At 68.3% G+C, this 19,664-nt stretch carries 17 protein-coding genes and 1 tRNA gene; 3 read left to right on the top strand and 15 right to left on the bottom strand.

Annotation, left to right across the window (positions count from 1 at the left end):
- Window positions 1-32: 32 nt before the first annotated feature.
- The 7 genes from sucD to rsmI all read right to left on the bottom strand — a co-directional run bounded on the left by sucD (window position 33) and on the right by rsmI (window position 5,603).
- Window positions 33-917 carry a succinate--CoA ligase subunit alpha gene (gene sucD, locus S2M10_RS12975; RefSeq protein ID WP_168846422.1) on the bottom strand — a complete coding sequence of 295 codons (885 nt, stop codon included), beginning with the start codon at window positions 915-917 and terminating at the stop codon, window positions 33-35.
- Entirely contained in the window at window positions 918-1,520 is a 603-nt protein-coding gene (locus S2M10_RS12970) for a hypothetical protein (protein ID WP_168846421.1), read from the bottom strand. It abuts the gene before it with no gap.
- Entirely contained in the window at window positions 1,490-2,452 is a 963-nt protein-coding gene (gene mdh / locus S2M10_RS12965) for a malate dehydrogenase (protein WP_168846420.1), read from the bottom strand. Before mdh ends, S2M10_RS12970 begins: the two co-directional genes overlap by 31 nt.
- 223 nt (window positions 2,453-2,675) lie before the next feature.
- Entirely contained in the window at window positions 2,676-3,263 is a 588-nt protein-coding gene (locus S2M10_RS12960; RefSeq protein WP_168846419.1) for a DedA family protein, read from the bottom strand.
- A gap of 15 nt (window positions 3,264-3,278) precedes the next feature.
- Entirely contained in the window at window positions 3,279-4,232 is a 954-nt protein-coding gene (gshB, locus tag S2M10_RS12955; RefSeq protein WP_168846418.1) for a glutathione synthase, read from the bottom strand.
- A 32-nt stretch (window positions 4,233-4,264) separates the two neighbouring features.
- Window positions 4,265-4,624 carry a YraN family protein gene (locus S2M10_RS12950; protein ID WP_168846417.1) on the bottom strand — a complete coding sequence of 120 codons (360 nt, stop codon included), beginning with the start codon at window positions 4,622-4,624 and terminating at the stop codon, window positions 4,265-4,267.
- A gap of 145 nt (window positions 4,625-4,769) precedes the next feature.
- A complete protein-coding gene (gene rsmI, locus S2M10_RS12945) occupies window positions 4,770-5,603 on the bottom strand; it encodes a 16S rRNA (cytidine(1402)-2'-O)-methyltransferase (protein ID WP_168846416.1) in 834 nt (277 codons plus the stop codon).
- An 11-nt stretch (window positions 5,604-5,614) separates the two neighbouring features.
- Here rsmI and S2M10_RS12940 point away from each other — a divergent pair, with 11 nt between their 5' ends.
- Window positions 5,615-6,814: a penicillin-binding protein activator gene (locus S2M10_RS12940; RefSeq protein WP_168846415.1), complete on the top strand. Its 1,200-nt coding sequence runs from the start codon at window positions 5,615-5,617 to the stop codon at window positions 6,812-6,814.
- 145 nt (window positions 6,815-6,959) lie between these two features.
- On the opposite strand, the gene hemW is transcribed toward S2M10_RS12940, so the two are convergent.
- From hemW to S2M10_RS12910, 6 genes are all read right to left on the bottom strand, one after another.
- The gene (gene hemW, locus S2M10_RS12935; protein ID WP_168846414.1) at window positions 6,960-8,102 is read right to left on the bottom strand and encodes a radical SAM family heme chaperone HemW; all 1,143 of its coding nucleotides are present in this window, start codon (window positions 8,100-8,102) and stop codon (window positions 6,960-6,962) included.
- 11 nt (window positions 8,103-8,113) lie between these two features.
- Window positions 8,114-8,187, bottom strand: a tRNA-Gly gene (locus S2M10_RS12930).
- A 38-nt stretch (window positions 8,188-8,225) separates the two neighbouring features.
- Window positions 8,226-9,752, bottom strand: a complete 1,527-nt coding sequence (locus tag S2M10_RS12925; RefSeq protein ID WP_168846413.1) for an efflux transporter outer membrane subunit — start codon at window positions 9,750-9,752, stop codon at window positions 8,226-8,228.
- Entirely contained in the window at window positions 9,749-12,946 is a 3,198-nt protein-coding gene (locus S2M10_RS12920; RefSeq protein WP_168846412.1) for an efflux RND transporter permease subunit, read from the bottom strand. The genes S2M10_RS12925 and S2M10_RS12920 overlap by 4 nt, the downstream gene beginning before the upstream one ends.
- Window positions 12,947-12,952: 6 nt before the next feature.
- Window positions 12,953-14,191, bottom strand: a complete 1,239-nt coding sequence (locus S2M10_RS12915) for an efflux RND transporter periplasmic adaptor subunit (RefSeq protein ID WP_168846411.1) — start codon at window positions 14,189-14,191, stop codon at window positions 12,953-12,955.
- A 205-nt stretch (window positions 14,192-14,396) separates the two neighbouring features.
- Window positions 14,397-15,323 (bottom strand): Gfo/Idh/MocA family oxidoreductase, encoded by a 927-nt coding sequence (locus S2M10_RS12910; RefSeq protein ID WP_168846410.1) that lies wholly within the window; start codon window positions 15,321-15,323, stop codon window positions 14,397-14,399.
- A gap of 100 nt (window positions 15,324-15,423) precedes the next feature.
- Here S2M10_RS12910 and S2M10_RS12905 point away from each other — a divergent pair, with 100 nt between their 5' ends.
- Window positions 15,424-17,220: an IlvD/Edd family dehydratase gene (locus tag S2M10_RS12905; RefSeq protein WP_168846409.1), complete on the top strand. Its 1,797-nt coding sequence runs from the start codon at window positions 15,424-15,426 to the stop codon at window positions 17,218-17,220.
- 5 nt (window positions 17,221-17,225) lie between these two features.
- On the opposite strand, the gene S2M10_RS12900 is transcribed toward S2M10_RS12905, so the two are convergent.
- On the bottom strand, window positions 17,226-17,606 hold the full coding sequence (locus S2M10_RS12900; protein WP_168846408.1) for a helix-turn-helix domain-containing protein: 381 nt from the start codon (window positions 17,604-17,606) through the stop codon (window positions 17,226-17,228).
- 99 nt (window positions 17,607-17,705) lie between these two features.
- Between S2M10_RS12900 and S2M10_RS12895 the strand changes: the two genes are divergently transcribed.
- Window positions 17,706-18,767, top strand: a complete 1,062-nt coding sequence (locus S2M10_RS12895) for an SDR family oxidoreductase (protein WP_168846407.1) — start codon at window positions 17,706-17,708, stop codon at window positions 18,765-18,767.
- On the opposite strand, the gene S2M10_RS12890 is transcribed toward S2M10_RS12895, so the two are convergent.
- Window positions 18,764-19,504 (bottom strand): FadR/GntR family transcriptional regulator, encoded by a 741-nt coding sequence (locus S2M10_RS12890; RefSeq protein WP_168846406.1) that lies wholly within the window; start codon window positions 19,502-19,504, stop codon window positions 18,764-18,766. The genes S2M10_RS12895 and S2M10_RS12890 overlap by 4 nt on opposite strands.
- Window positions 19,505-19,664: the final 160 nt, after the last annotated feature.

Raw genomic sequence — 19,664 nt, 5'->3', positions numbered from 1 at the left:
CCCACCTTATATAGGAGCGCTACCGTTGCAATTTAGCCCTTGAGCACTTCCATCAGCGTCTCGCCGAGCAGCGAGGGGCTGGGGGAGACGCGGATGCCGGCGGCTTCCATCGCCGCGATCTTGTCCTCGGCGCCGCCCTGGCCGCCCGAGACGATCGCGCCGGCATGGCCCATGCGGCGGCCCGGAGGCGCGGTGCGGCCCGCGATGAAGCCGGCCATCGGCTTCTTGCGGCCACGCTTGGCCTCGTCGATCAGGAACTGGGCCGCTTCTTCTTCCGCCGAGCCGCCGATCTCGCCGATCATGATGATCGACTGGGTGGCTTCGTCGGCGAGGAACAGCTCGAGCACGTCGATGAAGTTGGTGCCGTTGACCGGGTCACCGCCGATGCCGACGGCCGTGGTCTGGCCCAGGCCCGCATTGGTGGTCTGGAACACCGCCTCATAGGTGAGGGTGCCCGAGCGCGACACGACGCCCACCGAGCCCTTGGAGAAGATCGAGCCCGGCATGATGCCGATCTTGCACTCGCCCGGCGTCAGCACGCCCGGGCAGTTCGGGCCGATCAGGCGCGACTTGGAGCCCGAAAGCGCGCGCTTCACCTTGACCATGTCGAGCACCGGAATGCCTTCGGTGATCGCGACGATCAGCGGGATCTCGGCGTCGATCGCCTCGAGGATCGAGTCCGCCGCGAAGGGGGGCGGCACGTAGATCACGCTGGCGTCGGCGCCGGTCTTGTCCTTGGCTTCGGCGACCGTGTTGAACACGGGCAGGCCGATATGCGTGCTGCCGCCCTTGCCGGGGGTGACGCCGCCGACCATCTGCGTGCCATAGGCAAGCGCCTGTTCGGTGTGGAACGTGCCGGTGGCACCGGTCATCCCCTGGACGATGACCTTGGTGTTCTTGTCGACGAGGATGCTCATTCAGTTCGCCTTTTCCGGGTCGCTGGGAGGAGGGGTAAAGGAGCGCAGCGCAATCCATCCGCCGAACGTGGCGAGCGAATATTGCGTCGTTCCGAACGAAGCGGCCGTGAAGGTCGCGCGGTCGGGCTTGGATTCGGGGCGCGCGTAGAGCGGCACCTTTTCCTCGCTCGGCAGCACGATCTTGCGGGCCGCGAGATAATCCTCGCCGCCGCCGATCCACAGGACCATGCAGGATTCGGCGAGCGTACCCGTGCCGGTGCCGGCTTTGGGTACGAAGAGATAGAGGTTGCCGCCGGCGATGCGATAGATGCTGTTGGGCACCCTGGCCGGTTCGGGCGCAGGCGCCTTCAGGGCATCGGCGGCATTGGCAGCCGATGCGGCGCCGATGCCGATCGCGCGCTGCGCGGGCAGCGGCAGCGTCGCATAGGTCGCCGCTTCGGACATGCCGCGAGTCAACCGGGCGCTGCCGCCCATGCACACGGCACGGAACAGCGCCACCGGCTCGGTCGGTGCCGTGGCGACCGCTTCCTGTGCGGAAGCGACGCCCGGCACCGCGACGAGCGCGGGCAGGATCAGGCGAGCGAGGAGTCGATCGACTTGCATGCCGCGACCAGTTCCTTGACCGCGTCGACCGACACGTCGAAATTCTGCTTCGCCGTGGCGTTCAGTTCGATCTCGACGATGCGCTCCACGCCGTCCTTGCCGATCACGATCGGCACGCCGACATACATGTTGTCGACGCCGTACTGGCCGGTGAGGTGCGCGGCGCAGGGCAGCAGGCGCTTCTTGTCCTTCAGATAGCTCTCGGCCATCGCGATCGCGCTGGTGGCCGGGGCATAGAAGGCCGAGCCGGTCTTGAGCAGCGCGACGATCTCGCCGCCGCCCGAACGGGTGCGCGAGACGATGGCGTCGATGCGCTCCTGGGTGGACCAGCCCATCTTGATCAGGTCGGGCACCGGGATGCCGGCGACGGTCGAATATTCGATCACCGGGACCATGGTGTCGCCATGGCCGCCGAGCACGAAGGCGGTGACGTCCTCGACGGAGACGTTGAATTCCTCGGCGAGGAAGTGGCGGAAGCGGGCCGAATCGAGCACGCCGGCCATGCCGACGACCTTCTGGTGCGGCAGGCCCGAGAATTCGCGGAGCGCCCACACCATCGCGTCGAGCGGGTTGGTGATGCAGATCACGAAGGCGTCGGGCGCGTGCGCGGCGATGCCTTCGCCCACGGCCTTCATCACGCCCAGGTTGGTCTTCAGAAGATCGTCGCGGCTCATGCCCGGCTTGCGCGGGATGCCAGCGGTGACGATGCAGACATCGGCGCCCGCGATATCCTCATAGCTGTTGGCGCCCTTGAGGTTCGCGTCGAAGCCTTCGACCGGGCCGGACTGCGCGATGTCGAGCGCCTTGCCCTGCGGCGTACCCTCGGCAATGTCGAACAGGACGATATCGCCCAGTTCCTTGATGGCGGCGAGGTGCGCGAGCGTGCCACCGATCATGCCGGAGCCGATCAGTGCGATCTTCTTGCGGGCCATGGAATCTCCTTGGTTGGTTCCAAGCAAAGCGGTCGCGTGAACATGCGCCGCGAAAGCGAGGGCGGGATAGGCCTATAATAGCGAGGCTGCAACCCGGGATTCGGCTTAGCTGCAGGATTATCTTTGCAATTAGTTCGCAAGAGCAATAGCGGGGAATTCTCGCGGATTTGCGTGGGTCGCAATGCGCACCGGCGCCATCAGCGGCGAGGGCGCCACGATGTCGTCAGGCTGCGCGAGGCTTCCACGTAAGTACCCGCCAAATATAGAAGATCAGCATCGCCGTCACGCCGATGACGATCGCGGGGGTGACGAACCGGTCGATCTCGGCGATCGCCGCGCCCAGCCCATAGCCGACGCCGACCAGCGCCGCATTCCACAGCGCGCTGCCCGCGGCGGTATAGAGGCAGAATTTCCAGAAGGGCATGTGCATCAGCCCGGCGGGCAGCGAGATGATCGTGCGACCGAACGGCATGAAGCGGAACACGAAGATCGTGGGGCCGCCCCAGCGATCGAAATAGCCCTTGAACCGCTCGACATCGTGCCACTCGACGGTCAGCCAGCGACCCCAGCGCGCGACGAAAGGCTGCAGCCGCTCATAGCCGAGCCGGCGCCCCACCTCCCACCAGAAAAGATTGCCGAGCACCGTGCCGAGCGTGCCGACCAGGACCAGCAGCATCGGATCGAAATGCCCCTTGGCGGCACCGATCCCGGCCATGCCCATGATCGCCTCGGACGGGACCGGGGGCACGACATTCTCCAGCACCATCAGCAGGAAGATGCCCCAATAGCCCCAGCCGAGGATCATGCCCATCGCGTCAGGCTCCGGTCAGCCGCGCGCGGCCACCCGGGCCTCGATCGCCGCCCAGATCATGGCGCCCGTGTCGGTGCCGTTGAACCGGTCGATCGCGACGATGCCCGTGGGCGAGGTGACGTTGATTTCGGTGAGCCATTGCCCCCCGATAACGTCGATGCCCACGAAAAGGAGCCCGCGCTTCTTGAGTTCGGGCCCCAGCACGGCGCAGATTTCCTTCTCGCGATCCGTCAGTTCGGTCTTCGCCGCCGATCCGCCGACCGCGAGGTTGGAGCGGATCTCGCCCTCGCCGGGCAGCCGGTTGATCGCGCCGGCGACCGCGCCGTCGACCAGCACGATGCGCTTATCGCCCTTGGCGATATCCGGGAGGAAGGCCTGCACCATGTGCGGCTCGCGATAGGCGGTGTTGAACACCTCGATCAGCGAGGAGAGGTTGGCGCCGTCGCGGCCGATCTTGAAGATCGCCTTGCCGCCATTGCCGTGCAGCGGCTTGACGACGATCTCGCCATGTTCGGCCAGGAAGGCCTTGGCCTCCTCGACCGAGCGGGTGACGAGCGTCGGCGGCATGAACTGCGCGAAATCGAGCACCCACACCTTTTCCGGCGCGTTGCGGACCTGGGCGGGGTCGTTCACCACCAGGGTGCGGTCGGCGATGCGCTCCAGCAGATGGGTCGCGGTGATATAGCCGAGGTCGAAGGGCGGGTCCTGGCGCATCAGCACCACATCGGCCTCGTCGCCGAGATCGAGGCTTACCGGCTCGCCGAAGCGGAAGTGATTGCCTTCGACGCGCTGCACCGTCACCGGATGCGCCTTGGTCCACACGCGGCCGGCGCTGTAGTTGAGGTCCTCGGGCGCATAGTGGAACAGCTTGTGCCCGCGCGCCTGGGCGGAAAGCATCAGCGCGAAGGTCGAGTCGCCCGCGATGTTGATCGAATCGAGCGGGTCCATCTGCACGGCGACGGTGAGCATGCGGCCTCCTTGGGGTGTCTTGTCGGGCTAGGTCACCCGATCCAGGCGTTCTCGATATGGCGAGGCAGCGTGCGCGGGGCAATGAGGATCACGTCGACGCGGATATCGTCGCCGGGGGCGGCATAGCGCGGCATCAGCAGCTCCGCCGCGGCGGCGACCCGGGCGAGGCGGCGTTCGTCGATCGCATAATCGAGTTCGGCGGCGGATTTGCGGGTCTTCACCTCGACGAACGCTACGAGGCTGCCGCGCCGTGCCACGATGTCGACTTCGCCCGCCGGCGTGCGCACCCGCTGGTCGAGGATGCGCCAGCCGCGCAGCCACAGCCACCAGGCGGCGCGGCGCTCGCCGTCGCGGCCGCGCAGCTCGGCGGCCTGGCGCCTGGGGCTTTTCATCGGGGCGAGCCGCTCCCCACAACAACCATCGTCATTCCCGCGAAGGCGGGAATCCATGTGCCAGGACGCTGGGGGAAAGAACCGCGGCACCAGCGCCAATGGATCCCCGCCTTCGCGGGGATGACGGTTGGAGTGGGGTGGCGTATCACCCCTTCAGTTCCATCGCCCGGGCGTAGAGCGACTTGCGGTCCAGCCCCAGCTTCTTGGCGACTTCGCCCGCCGCCTTGGAGGCGGGCAGGCGGGTCAGCGCCTCCACCAGCGCCGCCTCGCCGTCCTCGAGCGTCGCGGGTGGGGCCTCGCCCGGCGGGCCGACGACGATAACGATCTCGCCCTTGGGCGGCGCCTCGGCATAGCGGGCGGCGAGGGTGGCGAGCGTGCCAGTCACGCATTCCTCGAACTTCTTGGTGATCTCGCGCGCAACGCCCGCCTCGCGGTCTCCCAGCCCCTCGGCGAGCGCCGACAGGCAGGCGGAGAGGCGCGGGCCCGATTCGTACAGCACCAAAGTCGCCTTGATCGCGGCGACCTCTGCAATGGCTTCGGCCCGCGCATGCGCCTTGCTGGGCAAGAAGCCGAGGAAGAAGAAGCGGTCAGTCGGCAGGCCGGCCAGCGTGAGCGCGGCGATCGCGGCGCAGGGGCCGGGGATCGTCACCACGGTATGGCCCGCCGCGCGGGCATCGCGGACCAGCTTGTAGCCGGGATCGGAGATCAGCGGCGTGCCCGCATCCGAGACCAGCGCCACCGCCTCGCTCCCCATCCGCGCGATCAGGCCGGGCCGCACGGCATCGGCATTATGGTCGTGATAGGGCTGCATCGGCCGCTTCACCCCGATGAGGCGGAGCAGCCCGGCGGTGACGCGGCTGTCTTCCACTGCAACCACATCGGCTTGCGAGAGTATCATGCTGGCGCGCGGCGACAGGTCACCGAGATTGCCGATCGGGGTGGCGACGATATAGAGGCCGGGCGCAAGCGTGTTTTCCATCGGGGAGTGTCATGGCAGAGGGTAGCGGCAGATCGCAACCGGGGCGCGTCGCGTCCCTTCGTTTGGCCGTGACCGGTCTCGCCCTGCTGGCCAGCGCCTGCGTCGCGCCGCGCGGCGGGCCGCCGCCGGCGCCCCCGGCGCCGGTCGAGCGCCCGGCCGAGCGGCCCAGCACGCCGATCCAGCAGGGGCTGCCGCAGGACGTCGCGCGCCACCGGGTGGCGCTGCTCGTGCCGCTGACCGGCAGCAACGCCGGGCTCGGTCGCTCGCTGCAGAATGCGACCCAGCTGGCGATCTTGGACACCAGCACCGATGCGATCCGCATCACCAGCTACGACACCGCCGGTCCCGGCGGGGCGATCGCAGCCGCAGAACGTGCGGTGGCGGAAGGCAACAAGCTGATCCTGGGACCGCTGCTCGGCGAGGATGCCCGCGCGGTCGCGCCGATCGCGCGCAAGGCGCGGGTGCCGGTGCTCAGCTTCTCCAACGACGCGAGCGCGGCGGGCGGCGGCGTCTACCTGCTCGGCTATTCGCCGACCCAGTCGATCGAACGCGTCGTCGATTATGCCAAGGGCAACGGCATCACCCAGTTCGCCGGGCTGATCCCCTCGGGCGTCTATGGCCAGCGCAGCTCGACCGCGTTCCTCCGCGCGGTGGAAGGCGCGGGCGGCAAGGTGCTGGCGATGCAGAATTACGATGCCCGGCCCGGCTCGATGAACGCGGCGATCGCCAAGCTTGCGGGCGTGCCGTACCAGGCCATCCTGATCGCGGGCAGCGCGGGTTCCGCGACGCTGGCGGTGCCGGCGATCCGCCGCTCGGGCGCGGGCAAGGCGGCGCGGGTGCTCGGCACCGAGCTGTGGAACACCGATTCGGCGATCGCCAGCCGACCGGTGCTCAACGGCTCCTGGTTCGCCAGCGTGCCCGACGGCGTCTACCGGCAATATGCGGTGAAGTATCGCAACCGCTTCGGCGCGGCGCCCTACCGCCTGTCGGCGCTCGGCTATGACGCGGTGCTGCTGACGGTCCGCATCGCACGCGACTGGAAGACCAACAGCGACTTCCCGGCCTCGATGCTGGTCGACCATGATTTCGGCGGCGTGGATGGCGCCTTCCGCTTCGGCCGCGACGGCATCGCCGCACGCGCGCTGGAGGTGCAGGAAGTGCGCGACGGGTCGATCGTCACCGTCTCGCCCGCGCCCGCCAGCGCGCAATAAGGCACGCACCCTCACCCTCACCCTCTCCGCCGCCTCCGGCGGCGGGTCCCCTCCCTCTCCCATAGGGGAGAGGGCGCTGAATTCCCTCTCCCTATGGGAGAGGGAGGGAGGCGCGAAGCGCCGGAAGGGTGAGGTTGGCGGGCGGCTAGACAACGATCTCGCGCAGTATCGCTTCGAGCACGGGCATGCCTGCTTCGGTGATCCGCAGCCGGCTCCCTTCGCGCTCGGCCAGCCCTTGCTGCACGATACGGTCGAGCGCCTTCGCATCGATCGGCGGCGTGCCCTCCGCCAGCAAGGCGATACGATCGAGGTCCACGCCCTCGCCGATTCGCAGTCCCATCAGCAGCGCCTCAATCGCGCGATCGGCGGGATCCAGCCGATCCTCGCGCTCCATGCCATGGCCGTTGCGGTCGAGCGCGGCGAGCCAGTTCTCCGGCTTCTTGTGGCGGAGTGTCGCGAGCCCGCCGCGCCGGCCGTGCGCGCCGGGCCCGACGCCGGCATAGTCGCGGTAGCGCCAATAGGTGAGGTTGTGCCGGCTCTCCGCGCCGGGGCGGGCATGGTTGGAGATCTCATAGGCGGGCAGCCCCGCCGCCGCAGTGATCGCGCGCGTCATCTCGAACAGGTCTGCGCCCATATCGGCATCGGGGATCGTCAGCTGGCCCTTCGCCGCCAGCGTCGCGAAGCGCGTGCCCGGCTCGATCGTCAGCTGGTAGAGCGAGAGGTGCTCGGTGCCGAAGCCGATCGCGCGGCGCAGTTCGGCCTCCCAGGCCTCCAGCGACTGGCCGGGCCGGGCATAGATCAGGTCGAAGCTGACGCGCTGGAACGCCGCCTGCGCGGTTGCCAGCGCCGCCAGCCCCTCATCCACGCCGTGGGCCCGGCCGAGGAAGACCAACGCGTCGTCTTCGAGCGCCTGCAGCCCCATCGAAACCCGGTTCACCCCGGCGTGCGCGATGTCCGCAAAGCGCGCCGCCTCGACCGAGGAGGGGTTCGCCTCCAGCGTGATCTCGATGCCGTCCTCGAACGTCCAGGCCTTGGCGGCCGCGTCGATGATCGCGGCGACCGTTGCGGGCGGCATCAGCGAGGGCGTGCCGCCGCCGAAGAAGATCGAGCCCAGCCGCCGTCCCGGCAGCATCGCCGCTTCATGGGCAAGGTCCGCCAGCAACGCATCGCGCCAACGCGCCTGGTCGACGCTTTCGCGGACATGGCTGTTGAAGTCGCAATAGGGGCATTTGGACACGCAGAACGGCCAATGCACATAGAGTGCGAGCGGGGCGGGATCGGCTGTCATGCGTTGCTAGATGGAGCGGGTAGCGGGAATCGAACCCGCGTATTCAGCTTGGAAGGCTGCTGCACTACCATTGTGCTATACCCGCCCGGTCCGCATGCGCCTGCCACAAGCAGGGGCGTGCGGTCAACCGCCTGGCGTGGCCGCGGTTCCGGAAGCGCCCACCGGCTGCGGTCCGTCGCGCGTCACCTCCAGCTGCGAATCGCCGCCGAGCGCGCGGTAGAGATTCACCCGGTTGGTCGCGGCGGTGAGCTGCACCGTCACCAGCTGCTGCTGCGCCGCGTAGAGCGAACGCTGCGAGACCAGGCTCTGCAGGAAGGTGTCGATGCCGCCGCGATAGCGCGCCTCGCTCAGCCGGAAGGTGTCGGCCGCGGCATCGGCCTGCAGCTGGGTCGCGCGCAGCTGCGCGTCGATCGTGCCCCGCACCGCCAGCGCATTGGCGACGTCGCGAAAGGCGGCCTGGATCGCGCGTTCGTAATTGGCGAGCTGCGCCTGTTGCTGCGCCTCGGTGAGCCGCACATTGGCGCGGCCCGCGCCGCCGCGGAAGATCGAATAGCTGCCGGTGCCGCCCGCCTGCCAGGTGAAGGCGTCGCCGTCGAACAGGCTGGAGAGCGCGGTGCTGGCGAAGCCGAGCACGCTGGTGAGGCTGATCCGGGGGAACAGCGCCGCCCGCGCCGCGCCGATCTGCGCATTGGCGGCGCGCAGCTGATATTCGGCCTGCACCACGTCCGGCCGGCGCAAGAGGATGCCCGAATCGAGCCCCGCCGGCACCGCCGCGATGGTGGGCGCGGCCTGCTCGATCGAGGCGGGAAGCAGCGCGGGGTCGATCTCGGATCCGGCGAGCAGGCGCAGCGCGTTGACGTCCTGCGCCAGCGCGCTGGTCTGGCGGGCGACATCGTTCTGCGCGGTGGCGAGCGTCTGCTCGGCCTGGCGGAGATCGGTGCGCGGGGCGATGCCGCCTTCGAGGCGCGCGCGGGTGAGGCGGACGCTGTCCTCGGCGCTTTTGGCGGTCTGCTGGGCGACCGCGAGCAGGCTCGCGTCCGAGGCATAGGTGAGCCAGGCGGTGGCGATGTCGCCGACCAAGGTCAGCCGCGTGGCGCGGGCGCCCGCCTCGGTGGCGAAATAGGTGTTCTGCTCGGCGCGGGTGAGCGAGGCGAGCCGGCCCAACAGGTCGAGCTCGAAGCCGGTGATGCCGGCTTGCGTCGAATAGTTGGTGCGCACCCCGCCGCCGACATTGCCGCCGGTGTTGCCGGTATTGCCCGTGTTCCCCGTCCCCGTCCCCGTGCCGGTGCCGAGGCCGTTGCCGATGGTGTTCGCGTTGCCGCGCCGTTCGGTGATGCCGAGGCTGGCGTCGACCTGGGGCAGCTGCGCGCCGCGCTGGATCTGGTATTGCGCGCGCGCCGCGGCGATGTTCGCCGCCGCCACGCGCAGATCGCGGTTGTTGGCCAGCGCCTGCTCGATCAGCGTCTGCAGCCGCGCGTCGCGGAACACCTCGCGCCAGCTGAGCGCGGGCAAGGTGGCCTCGCTCGTCCGCAGGTAGGAATCGCCCACTGGCCAGCTCGGCGGTACGGGCGCTGCGGGCCGCACGTCCTTGGGCGCCATGGAACAGCCGGCGAGCGCCACGGTGGTGAGGAGCGTCAGCGCGCGCTTCATGCCTGGGCCTCCGGGGTGGTGCGGCGGCGGCGGTTGCGCAGCGCGGCCAGGCCGTCGCGCACGCCGCGGCGGACGAGCACGAAGAACAGCGGGATGTAGAAGATGGCGAGGATCGTTGCGGTGAGCATGCCGCCGATCACCGAGGTGCCGATCGCGATACGGCTGTTGGCGCCGGCGCCGGTCGAGATCGCCAGCGGCAGCACGCCGAAGATGAAGGCGAGACTGGTCATCAGAATCGGGCGGAGACGGATGCGCGCCGCGTCCAGCGCCGCCTCGATCACGCGCTTGCCCTGCTTCTCGGCCTGCTCCGCGAACTCGATCATCAGGATCGCGTTCTTGGCGGCGAGGCCCATCGTCGTCAGCAGGCCGATCTGCAGATAGACGTCGTTCTGCAGCCCGCGCAGCGTCACCGCGAAGATCGCGCCGACCAGGCCGAGCGGAATGACGAGCAGCACCGCGATCGGGATCGACCAGCTCTCATAGAGCGCGGCGAGGCACAGGAAGACGACGAGCAGCGACACGCCGTAGAGCAAGGGCGCCTGGCCCGAGGAGAGCCGCTCCTGATAGGACAGGCCCGCCCAGGCGATGCTGGTGCCGGGGATCTGCGCGGCGAGCTCGGCGATGCGCTGCATCGCGTCGCCCGAGCTCTTGCCCGGAGCCGCCTGGCCGCTGAACTCGAACGACTGGACGCCGTTGAACCGCGCCATCGAGGTCGGCGCCGTCGCCCAGCTGGTCGCGGCGAAGGAGGTGAAGGGCGCCATCTGGCCGTTGCTGCTGCGCACGAACCATTGGGCGAGGTCGCCGGGTTCGGAGCGATAGGGCGCGTCGCCCTGCACATAGACGCGCTTGACGCGGCCGCGATCGATGAAGTCGTTGACGTAGCGGCCGCCCCAGGCGGTCGACAGCGTCGCGTTCACGTCCGACTGGTTGAGGCCGAGCGTGGCGAGCTTCTGCTGGTCGAGATCGACCTTGAGCGTCGCAACGTCGGGCAGGTCGGTCAGGCGGACCTGGGCCAGCTCCGGATCGGCATTGGCCGCGGCGAGCAGCTTGTCGCGCGCGGCGAGGAACTGCTCGCGGCTCATCCCGCTCGAATTGAGCAGCTCCATGGTGAAGCCGGTCGACTGGCCGAGGCCGCGGATCGCCGGCGGCACCAGCGCGAAGACCTGAGCGTCGCGGAAGTTGCGGAAGGCGCCGGCCGCGCGATTGACGATGCCGTCGGCGCTGTTCTCCGCGCCCTCGCGATCCGACCAGTCGGTCAGGTTGATGAAGCCCTGGCCGGTGTTCTGGCCGTTGACGCCGCCGCCACCGCCGCCGGAAACCGAGAACATCACCGAGACATTCTTGGCCTCCTGCGTCAGGAAATATTTCTCCACCGCCAGCTGGATTTCCTTGGTCCGCGACATGGTGGCGCCGGCGGGCAGGCGGAACTGGACGGAGGCGGCGCCCTGGTCCTCGGTCGGCAGGAAGCCGGTGGGCAGGCGCACGAACATCAGCACCAGCAGCGCGCAGACGCCGACATAGACGAGCAGGAAGATCCATTTGCGGTCCACCACCGCCTGCACCGCGCGGGTATAGCGATCCACCCCGCGATCGAAGCCGTTGTTGAACTTGCGCTTGGCGGTGCCGAGGCCGCGGCCGATCCAGGGGAAGCGGCGGGCCAGCCAGCTGTCCTCGATCTCGGTTTCCTCGCTCTTCTGCTTCAGCAGCGTCGCGGTGAGCGCCGGGCTCAGCACCAGTGCCACCAGCACGGAGAGCACCATCGCCGAGACGATCGTCACCGAGAACTGGCGGTAGATCACGCCGGTCGAGCCGCCGAAGAACGCCATCGGCAGGAACACCGCCGAGAGCACCAGCGCGATCGCGACGAGCGCCACCTGGATCTCGTCCATCGAACGGATCGTCGCCTCGCGCGGGGTCATCTCCGGATTCTCGTCCATCAACCGCTCGACATTCTCGACGACGACGATCGCGTCGTCGACGAGCAGGCCGATGGCGAGGACGAGGCCGAACAATGTGAGCGTGTTGATCGAGAAGCCGAGCGCGTAGAACACGCCGAAGGTGCCGAGCAGCACCACCGGCACCGCGATCGCCGGGATCAGCGTCGCCCGCCAGCTCTGCAGGAACACGAACATCACGATGACGACGAGGACGATCGCCTCGAACAGCGTCTTGACCACCTCTTCGATCGAGAGCTTGATGAAGCCGGTGGTGTCGTTGGCATAGGCGTATTTGAAGCCGGCCGGGAACCCCCTGGCGGCCGATTCGACCTGCTGCTTGACGAGCTCGGCGGTCTTCAGCGCGTCGGCCCCCGGCGACAGCGAGATGGCGAGGCCGGCGCCCGGATGGCCGTTGATCCGGCTGGACGAGTTGTAATTGTCCGAGCCGAGCTCGACCCGCGCCACGTCGCGCAGCTTCACCGCCGCGCCGGTCGCATCGGTCTTGACGATGATGTTGGCGAACTGCTCCGGCGTCTGCAGGCGCGACTGCGAGGTCACGGTGGCGTTGAGCATCTGTTCGTTCGGCATGGGCTGGCCGCCCAGTTCGCCCGCGGCGATTTCGGTATTCTGGTTCTGGATCGCGGTGATGATGTCGCCCGGGATCAGCCCGTAGCTGGCGAGCCGCGCCGGATTGAGCCAGATGCGCATCGCATAGGGCGCGCCGAACACGTTGGTGTCGCCCACGCCCTCGATGCGCGACAGCGGGTCCTGCAGGTTCGAGGCGAGCCAGTCCGATACGTCGAGATTGGTCTTCTTGTCGGTCGAATCATAGACGCCGACGATCATCAGGAAATCGGGGTTCGACTTGGTGACGGTCAGGCCCTGCTGCTGCACCTGGCTGGGCAGGCGGGAGAGCGCCTGCTGCACCTTGTTCTGCACCTGCACCTGGGCGATGTCCGGGTTGGTGCCCTTCTCGAAGGTTGCCGAGATCGTCACCTGGCCGCGCGAGGTGGACGAGCTGCTGAAATAGAGCAGGCCGTCGATGCCGCTCAGCTGCTGCTCGATCACCTGGGTGACGCTGTTCTGCACCGTCTCGGCCGAGGCGCCGGGATAGGTGGCGCGGATGTTGACCTGCGGGGGCGCGATGTCCGGATATTGCGCGATGGGCAGCGAGAAGATCGCGGCGAGGCCCATCAGCATCACGATGATGGCGAGCACCCAGGCGAAGATCGGACGGTCGATGAAGATGCGCGACATGGCGGCTCAGCCCGCCTTGGCCTGGCTGCCGCCCTGGTTCTGGGCGCCGCCTTGCCCCTGGCTCTTTTTGGGCGGCTGGATCTTCTGCGGCGTGGTGGCGGGCACCGGCTTGATGTCGATGTCCGGCTTGAGGTTCGCCGTGCCCTGCACGATCACCTTGTCGCCCGGCGCAAGCCCTTGGGTGATCACCCAATTCTGCCCGATCGTGCGATCGGCGACGACGGTGCGCGCCACCGCCTTGTTGCCCGGCCCGACGACGAAAACGGTCGCGTTGCCCTTGGGATCGCGCGATACGCCCGCCTGGGGCACCAGATAGGCCTGGGTGTCGATCGCCTGGGCGAACACCGCGCGGACGAACATGCCCGGCAGCAAAATGCCCTGCGGATTGGGGAAGCGCGCGCGGAGCGTGACCGTGCCGGTGCTTTCGTTCACCACCACTTCGGAAAACTCGACCGTGCCCGCCATTTCATAATCGCTGCCGTCCTCCAGCTTGAGGCGAACGGCGGCGCTGGCGGGGGCGATGCCGCCCTTGGCGAGCGCCTTGCGCAGCGCGAGCATGTCGGCGCTCGACTGCTGGATATCGACGAAGATCGGATCGAGGCGCTGGATCGTTGTCAGCGGATCGGTCTGGTTGCTGGTGACCAGCGCGCCTTCGGTGACCAGGCTGCGGCCGATCCGGCCGGTGATCGGGGCGGGCACCCGCGTGAAGCGCAGGTTGATCTGCGCCGTCTGCAACGCCGCGCGCTGCTGTGCCACCTGCGCGGCGGCCTGGCGCGAGGCGGCGACGGCGTCGGTATAATCCTGCTGGCTCACCGCCTGCATCGCCGCGAGCGGCTTGTAACGATCCGCCTTGATCCGCGCGGCCTCGAGATTGGCCTGCGCGTTCTGGAGATTGGCCTGCGCCTGCGCGACGCTGGCCTGATACAGGCTCGGATCGATCTGGTAGAGCGTCTGCCCCTGGCGAACGATCGTGCCTTCCTGGAAAAAGCGGCGCTGGAGAATGCCCGCCACCTGCGGGCGAACCTCGGACGACTGATAGGCGGTGACGCGGCCGGCGAGCTCGGTCGTCATCGGCACGCTGTCCGGCTGCACCACGACATAGCCGACCTGCGGCGGGCCCGACGGCCCCCGGCGCCCCCCGGCCTGCTGTTTGCCGGCGCCGTCACCGGAACCGCACGAGGCGAGAAGCAAGGCCGATGCAACGAGGATCAGGCCCGAGCGGCCATAGCTGGTCGGTGCGTTCAAATTTCAGAACCCGCTTAGGGGTGGATCGAGGAATGCCGAACCACCGGTCACTGCCAAACTCGGCATTAGATGCCTCGTTTCCGTGGTGCCACAAAAAGGTTGTCGCAAAATATGTCGAACGCCGTAGCGACAGGGGCGGGTTCGGCCGGGGACGCGCACCCGCACCGCGCCGGAGATGCCGGCGTGGTGCGGGCGGCTAGCCTCGTCAGAAAGCGAAGGGCTCGCCGATGGCGCGTTCGCCGACGAGGAACGCATCGGCCACCAGCTGGAGCGGGCGTACATCGACGTCGCTCTGCTTCGCCGCCACCAGCGCGGCGAAACGGGCATAGAGGCGGGCATATTCGCGGTCCGGCGCCTTGTGCGCGTCCTCGCCCGGAAGCTGGAGGACGCTGCCGCCCATGCCGAGGCTCAGCGTGCCGGCATCGGTGTCGACTTCGATGTCCCAGGTCTGCGGCCCGGTCTGCAGGAAGTCGAAATCGGCGGTTACCGGCGCGCCCGCGCAGCGCATGTGGAGCTTGGCGCGCAGCGGCGAGGCGCGCCCCTCGGGCACTTCCATCCAGGCCTCGTCGAGCAGCAGCGCGTCGGGCAGGATCTTGGTCACGATCGACAGCGCATTGATGCCGGGGTCGAACACGCCGAAGCCGCCCGGGGCGAGGATCCATTCCTGCCCGGGATGCCAGCGACGGATGTCCTCACGCCAGGTGATCCGCACCGCGGAGATGTTCTTGCCGGCCAGCCATTGCTGCGCTGGCTCCACGCCCGCGGCCTCCCGCGAATGCCAGGTGGTGAACAGCGTCACGCCCTTGGCGCGCGCGCGCTCGGCCAGGTCGAAGATCTCGGTGAGGGTGGCTGCGGGCGGCTTCTCCAGCATCACGTTCAGTCCCGCCTCGATCGCCAGCCGGGCCTGGTCATAGCGGCCTTCCGGGGGCGTGCAGAGTGAAACGGCGTCGAGGGCATGCCCGCCGGCGATCAGCGATTCGACATCCTTGTGCGAGGGCACCCCGTCGACCGAGGCGTGCCGGCTCGCCGTGGCCACCAGATCGAAACGGTCCTCGCCCGCCAGCGCCGGCAGATGCTGATCGCGCGCGATCTTGCCAATGCCCACCAATCCAAGACGAATCCGCTCCGACATTTCAGCCCATCCTTTTATAAGATATATATGCTTCCTATTGCCCGGCGGGGTGGTTATCAAGTCACACCATGCCGACCAAGACGCCCGTAGCGGAGGAATCATGACCGAAGAAGCTGGAACTCGTCGCGCGGCGCTGCGCTCGCGGGCCTGGTTCGACAATCCCGATAACCCCGACATGACGGCGCTGTATGTCGAGCGCTATCTGAACTTCGGTCTGAGCCTGGAAGAGCTGCAATCGGGCAAGCCGATCATCGGCATCGCCCAGACCGGCAGCGACCTGAGCCCCTGTAATCGCCACCATCTCGAACTCGCCAAGCGGGTGCGCGAGGGGATTCGCGACGCCGGCGGCATCGCCATCGAATTTCCGACCCATCCGATTCAGGAAACCGGCAAGCGCCCGACCGCCGGGCTGGACCGCAACCTGGCCTATCTCAGCCTGGTCGAGACGCTGTACGGCTATCCGATCGACGGCGTGGTGCTGACGATCGGCTGCGACAAGACGACGCCTGCCTGCCTGATGGCCGCGGCGACGGTGAACATCCCCGCGATCGCGCTGTCGGTCGGGCCGATGCTCAACGGCTGGTTCAAGGGCGAGCGCACCGGCTCCGGCACGATCGTGTGGAAGGCGCGCGAGATGCTCGCGGCCGGCGAGATCGATTACAAGGGCTTCATCCAGCTCGTCGCCTCCTCGGCGCCGTCGACCGGCTGGTGCAACACCATGGGCACCGCGACGACGATGAACGCGATGGCCGAGGCGCTTGGCATGTCGCTGCCGGGCTCCGCGGCGATCCCCGCGCCCTATCGCGACCGTGCGGAGTGCGCCTATCGCACCGGCCTGCAGATCGTCGAGATGACGCTCGCCGACCGCAAGCCCAGCGACGTGCTGACCCGCGAGGCGTTCCTCAACGCGATCCGGGTGAACTCGGCGATCGGTGGCTCGACCAATGCGCCGATCCACCTCAACGCAATCGCCCGCCACATCGGCGTCGAGCTGAGCCTCGCGGACTGGGAATCCCACGGCGCCGACGTGCCGCTGCTGGTCAACCTGCAGCCGGCGGGCAAATATCTCGGCGAGGATTTCTACCGCGCCGGCGGCGTGCCCGCGGTGATGGGCGAGCTGTACCGCGCCGGGCTGCTCCACAACGACGCGCTGACCGTCAACGGTCGCACCATCGGCGAGAATATCGGCACGGCCGAGATCGAGGATGACGACGTGATCCGTCCGCTCGCCACGCCGCTGCGGCCGGCGGCGGGGCTGACCGTGCTGTCGGGCAATCTGTTCGACAATGCGGTGATGAAGCTCAGCGTGATCTCCGACGAGTTCCGCGCACGCTACCTCTCCAACCCGGACGACCCGGGCGCGTTCGAAGGCACCGCCTTCGTGTTCGACGGGCCGGAGGATTATCATCACCGCATCGACGATCCGGCGCTGGGCATCGACGCGAACAGCATCCTGATCATGCGCGGCGCGGGGCCGGTCGGCTATCCCGGCGGCGCCGAAGTGGTCAACATGCGCCCGCCGGTGGCGCTGATCCAGGCGGGCGTGCATGCGCTGCCGTGCCTGGGCGACGGCCGCCAGTCGGGCACCAGCGGTAGCCCGTCGATCCTCAACGCAGCGCCCGAAGCGGCGGTGGGTGGCGGGCTCGCGCTGGTCCGCACCGGCGACCGGATCCGCATCGATCTCAACACGCGCAGCGCCAACATGCTGGTCAGCGACGAGGAACTTGCCCGCCGCCGCGCCGATCTCGGCATCGACTATGTGCCCGAATCACAGACGCCGTGGCAGGAAATCCATCGCGGGCTGGTCGGCCAGTTCGACGGCGGCGCGGTGTTCGAGAGCGCGGTCAAGTATCAGCGCATCGCCCAGACCAAGGGTCTGCCGCGCGACAGCCATTAAAGGGATCAGGCGCGACGGGCGGTGGGCCGGCTGCCGAGCTGGTCGAGCGCATCCGCATTGTCGCGCCCCCAGGCATAGAGCAGCTCGACCGGCTCGACAAAGCGGTCGCCCAGCGGTGTCAGCCGGTACTCGACCGCCGGCGGCACCGCGTTCTGCACGATCCGCTCGACCAGCCCGACCTCCTCCATCTCGCGCAGCGTCTGGGTCAGCATCTTCTTGGAGATGCCGGGCAGGCTGCGCAGCAGCACGCCGCTGCGCGCCGCGCCGCCATGGCGGGCGTGGAGCGTGTGGAGCACCATGCTCGTCCATTTGGTGGCGAACAGCGCCAGCACGCGCCGTGGCGCGCAATCCTCGCGCCATTCCGAATCCGCCGTGCCTGGGTGCATCTATGGGTACCTTCCGGTGCCTAGGTTCCGATTTGGTGCCGTCTAGAAGCCGTGCGCCCGGCTGCCTAGCTCGTTCTCCAACGCTTTATGGAGGCAGAAATGGCCAAGACGGCTTTGGTGGTAGGCGCAAGCGGCATCGTCGGCAGTGCGACGGCGGACCTGCTGGCGGCGCAGGGCTGGACGGTGCACGGGCTGGCACGCCGCCCGGTGACACAGGCGGGCGTCGCACCGGTCGCCGCGGACCTCACCGATGCGGCCGCGACCGCAGGGGCGCTGCAGGGCGTGAACCCCGACGCAGTGTTCATCACCACCTGGCTGCGGCAGGACAGCGAGGCGGAGAATATCCGGGTCAATTCGGCGATGGTGCGCAACCTGCTCGACGGGCTGCTCAAGCCGAAGGGGCCGCGTCATGTCGCGCTGGTCACCGGGCTCAAGCATTATCTCGGGCCGTTCGAGGCGTATGGCAAGGGCAGCCTGCCGCAGACGCCGTTCCGCGAGGAGCAGGGGCGGCTCGACGTCGACAATTTCTATTATGCGCAGGAAGACGAAGTGTTCGCAGCGGCGGCGCGCGACGGCTTCACCTGGAGCGTGCACCGCCCGCATACGGTGATCGGCAAGGCGGTGGGCAATGCCATGAACATGGGCACCACGCTCGCGGTCTATGCGACCTTGTGCCGGGAAACCGGCAGGCCCTTCCGCTTCCCCGGCTCGGCCGCGCAGTGGACCGGCCTCACCGACATGACCGATGCGGGCCAGCTCGCCCGCCATCTCCTCTGGGCGGCGGAGACGCCCGCGGCGGCGAACGAGGCGTTCAACGTCGTCAATGGCGACGTCTTCCGCTGGCAATGGATGTGGGCGCAGATCGCCGGATGGTTCGGCCTGGAGCCGGCGCCGTTCGACGGCAGCGTGCAGCCGCTCGAGCGGCAGATGGCCGACGATGCCGATCTGTGGCGGACCATCGCCGAGCGGGAAGGGCTGGCCGAACCGATCCTCGCCCGCCTCGCCTCGCCCTGGCACACCGATGCGGATCTCGGACGGCCGATCGAAGTCGTCACCGACATGTCGAAAAGTCGCCGGCTGGGCTTCATCGCCTATCAGCCGACCGACGACGCGTTCTTCGCGCTGTTCGCGCGGCTGCGTGCAGACCGGTTGATCCCCTAGGCCGCTTCGGCACCTTCGGCGGTTTCGATCAGTTCCACCACATCGCCGATCAACGTCCGCATTGCGGTCCGGGCGGTGGCGGGATCCTTCACGGCGATCGCGTCGCGCACCGCGGCATGGTCCGCCACGCTCGCGCTGCGGCCCTTGATGCGGTTGGTAAAGCGGATCGAGGTGCGCAGCGCGGTCGCCACCATGTCGCGGAACTGCGCGTAGAATGGGTTGCCCGAGGCGCGCAGCACCGCGACGTGGAAGGCGATGTCGGCATCCAGCGTGTCGTCCAGCCCACGCTCCGCCGCTTCCATCCGCGCAAGTCCGGCCGAGATGCGCTGCAGGTCCTCGACGGTGCCGAACTGCGCCGCCAGCGCCGCCGCCTCGGGCTCGATCGCGATGCGCAGCTGGCTGAACTGGCGCAGCAGATCGACCGAGAATTGCCGTTCCAGCAGCCAGCGCAGCACATCGGTATCGAACAGGTTCCACGACGAGGCCGGCTGCACCACCGTGCCCTGGCGCGGCCGCGCGCTCAGCAGGCCCTTGGCGGTGAGCATCTTCACCGCCTCGCGCGTCACCGATCGGCTGACGCCGTGCTGCTTCGCGAGCTCCGCCTCGGTCGGGAAGGCCTCTGTCTCGTAGCGGCCGGTGACGATTGCCCGACCCAACGCATCGAGCATCCCATAGGTGAGATTGCGGCCCAGCCCGGAGCGGACCTCGTCGGCGGGAAGGGGAAGAGAGGTGGACATCCTCGCGTTTGCTTTCCTGTTCTTGGTCATGCCATGCTGCGGGCAACTGCACTATAGCAGTATCGTACTCCAGCGCCGCCGCTGGACAACCCCGATAAATAAGATAAATGAACGTTTGACCGTCGCATCCGGGCGGGAACGGGGCAAGATGCGCGGGCCA

The sequence above is a fragment of the Sphingomonas sp. S2M10 genome (assembly GCF_012650175.1).
Lineage (GTDB): Bacteria > Pseudomonadota > Alphaproteobacteria > Sphingomonadales > Sphingomonadaceae > Sphingomonas.
The sequence above is the reverse complement of the archived record's forward strand: the minus strand, read 5'-3'. Positions and strand labels throughout refer to the sequence as shown.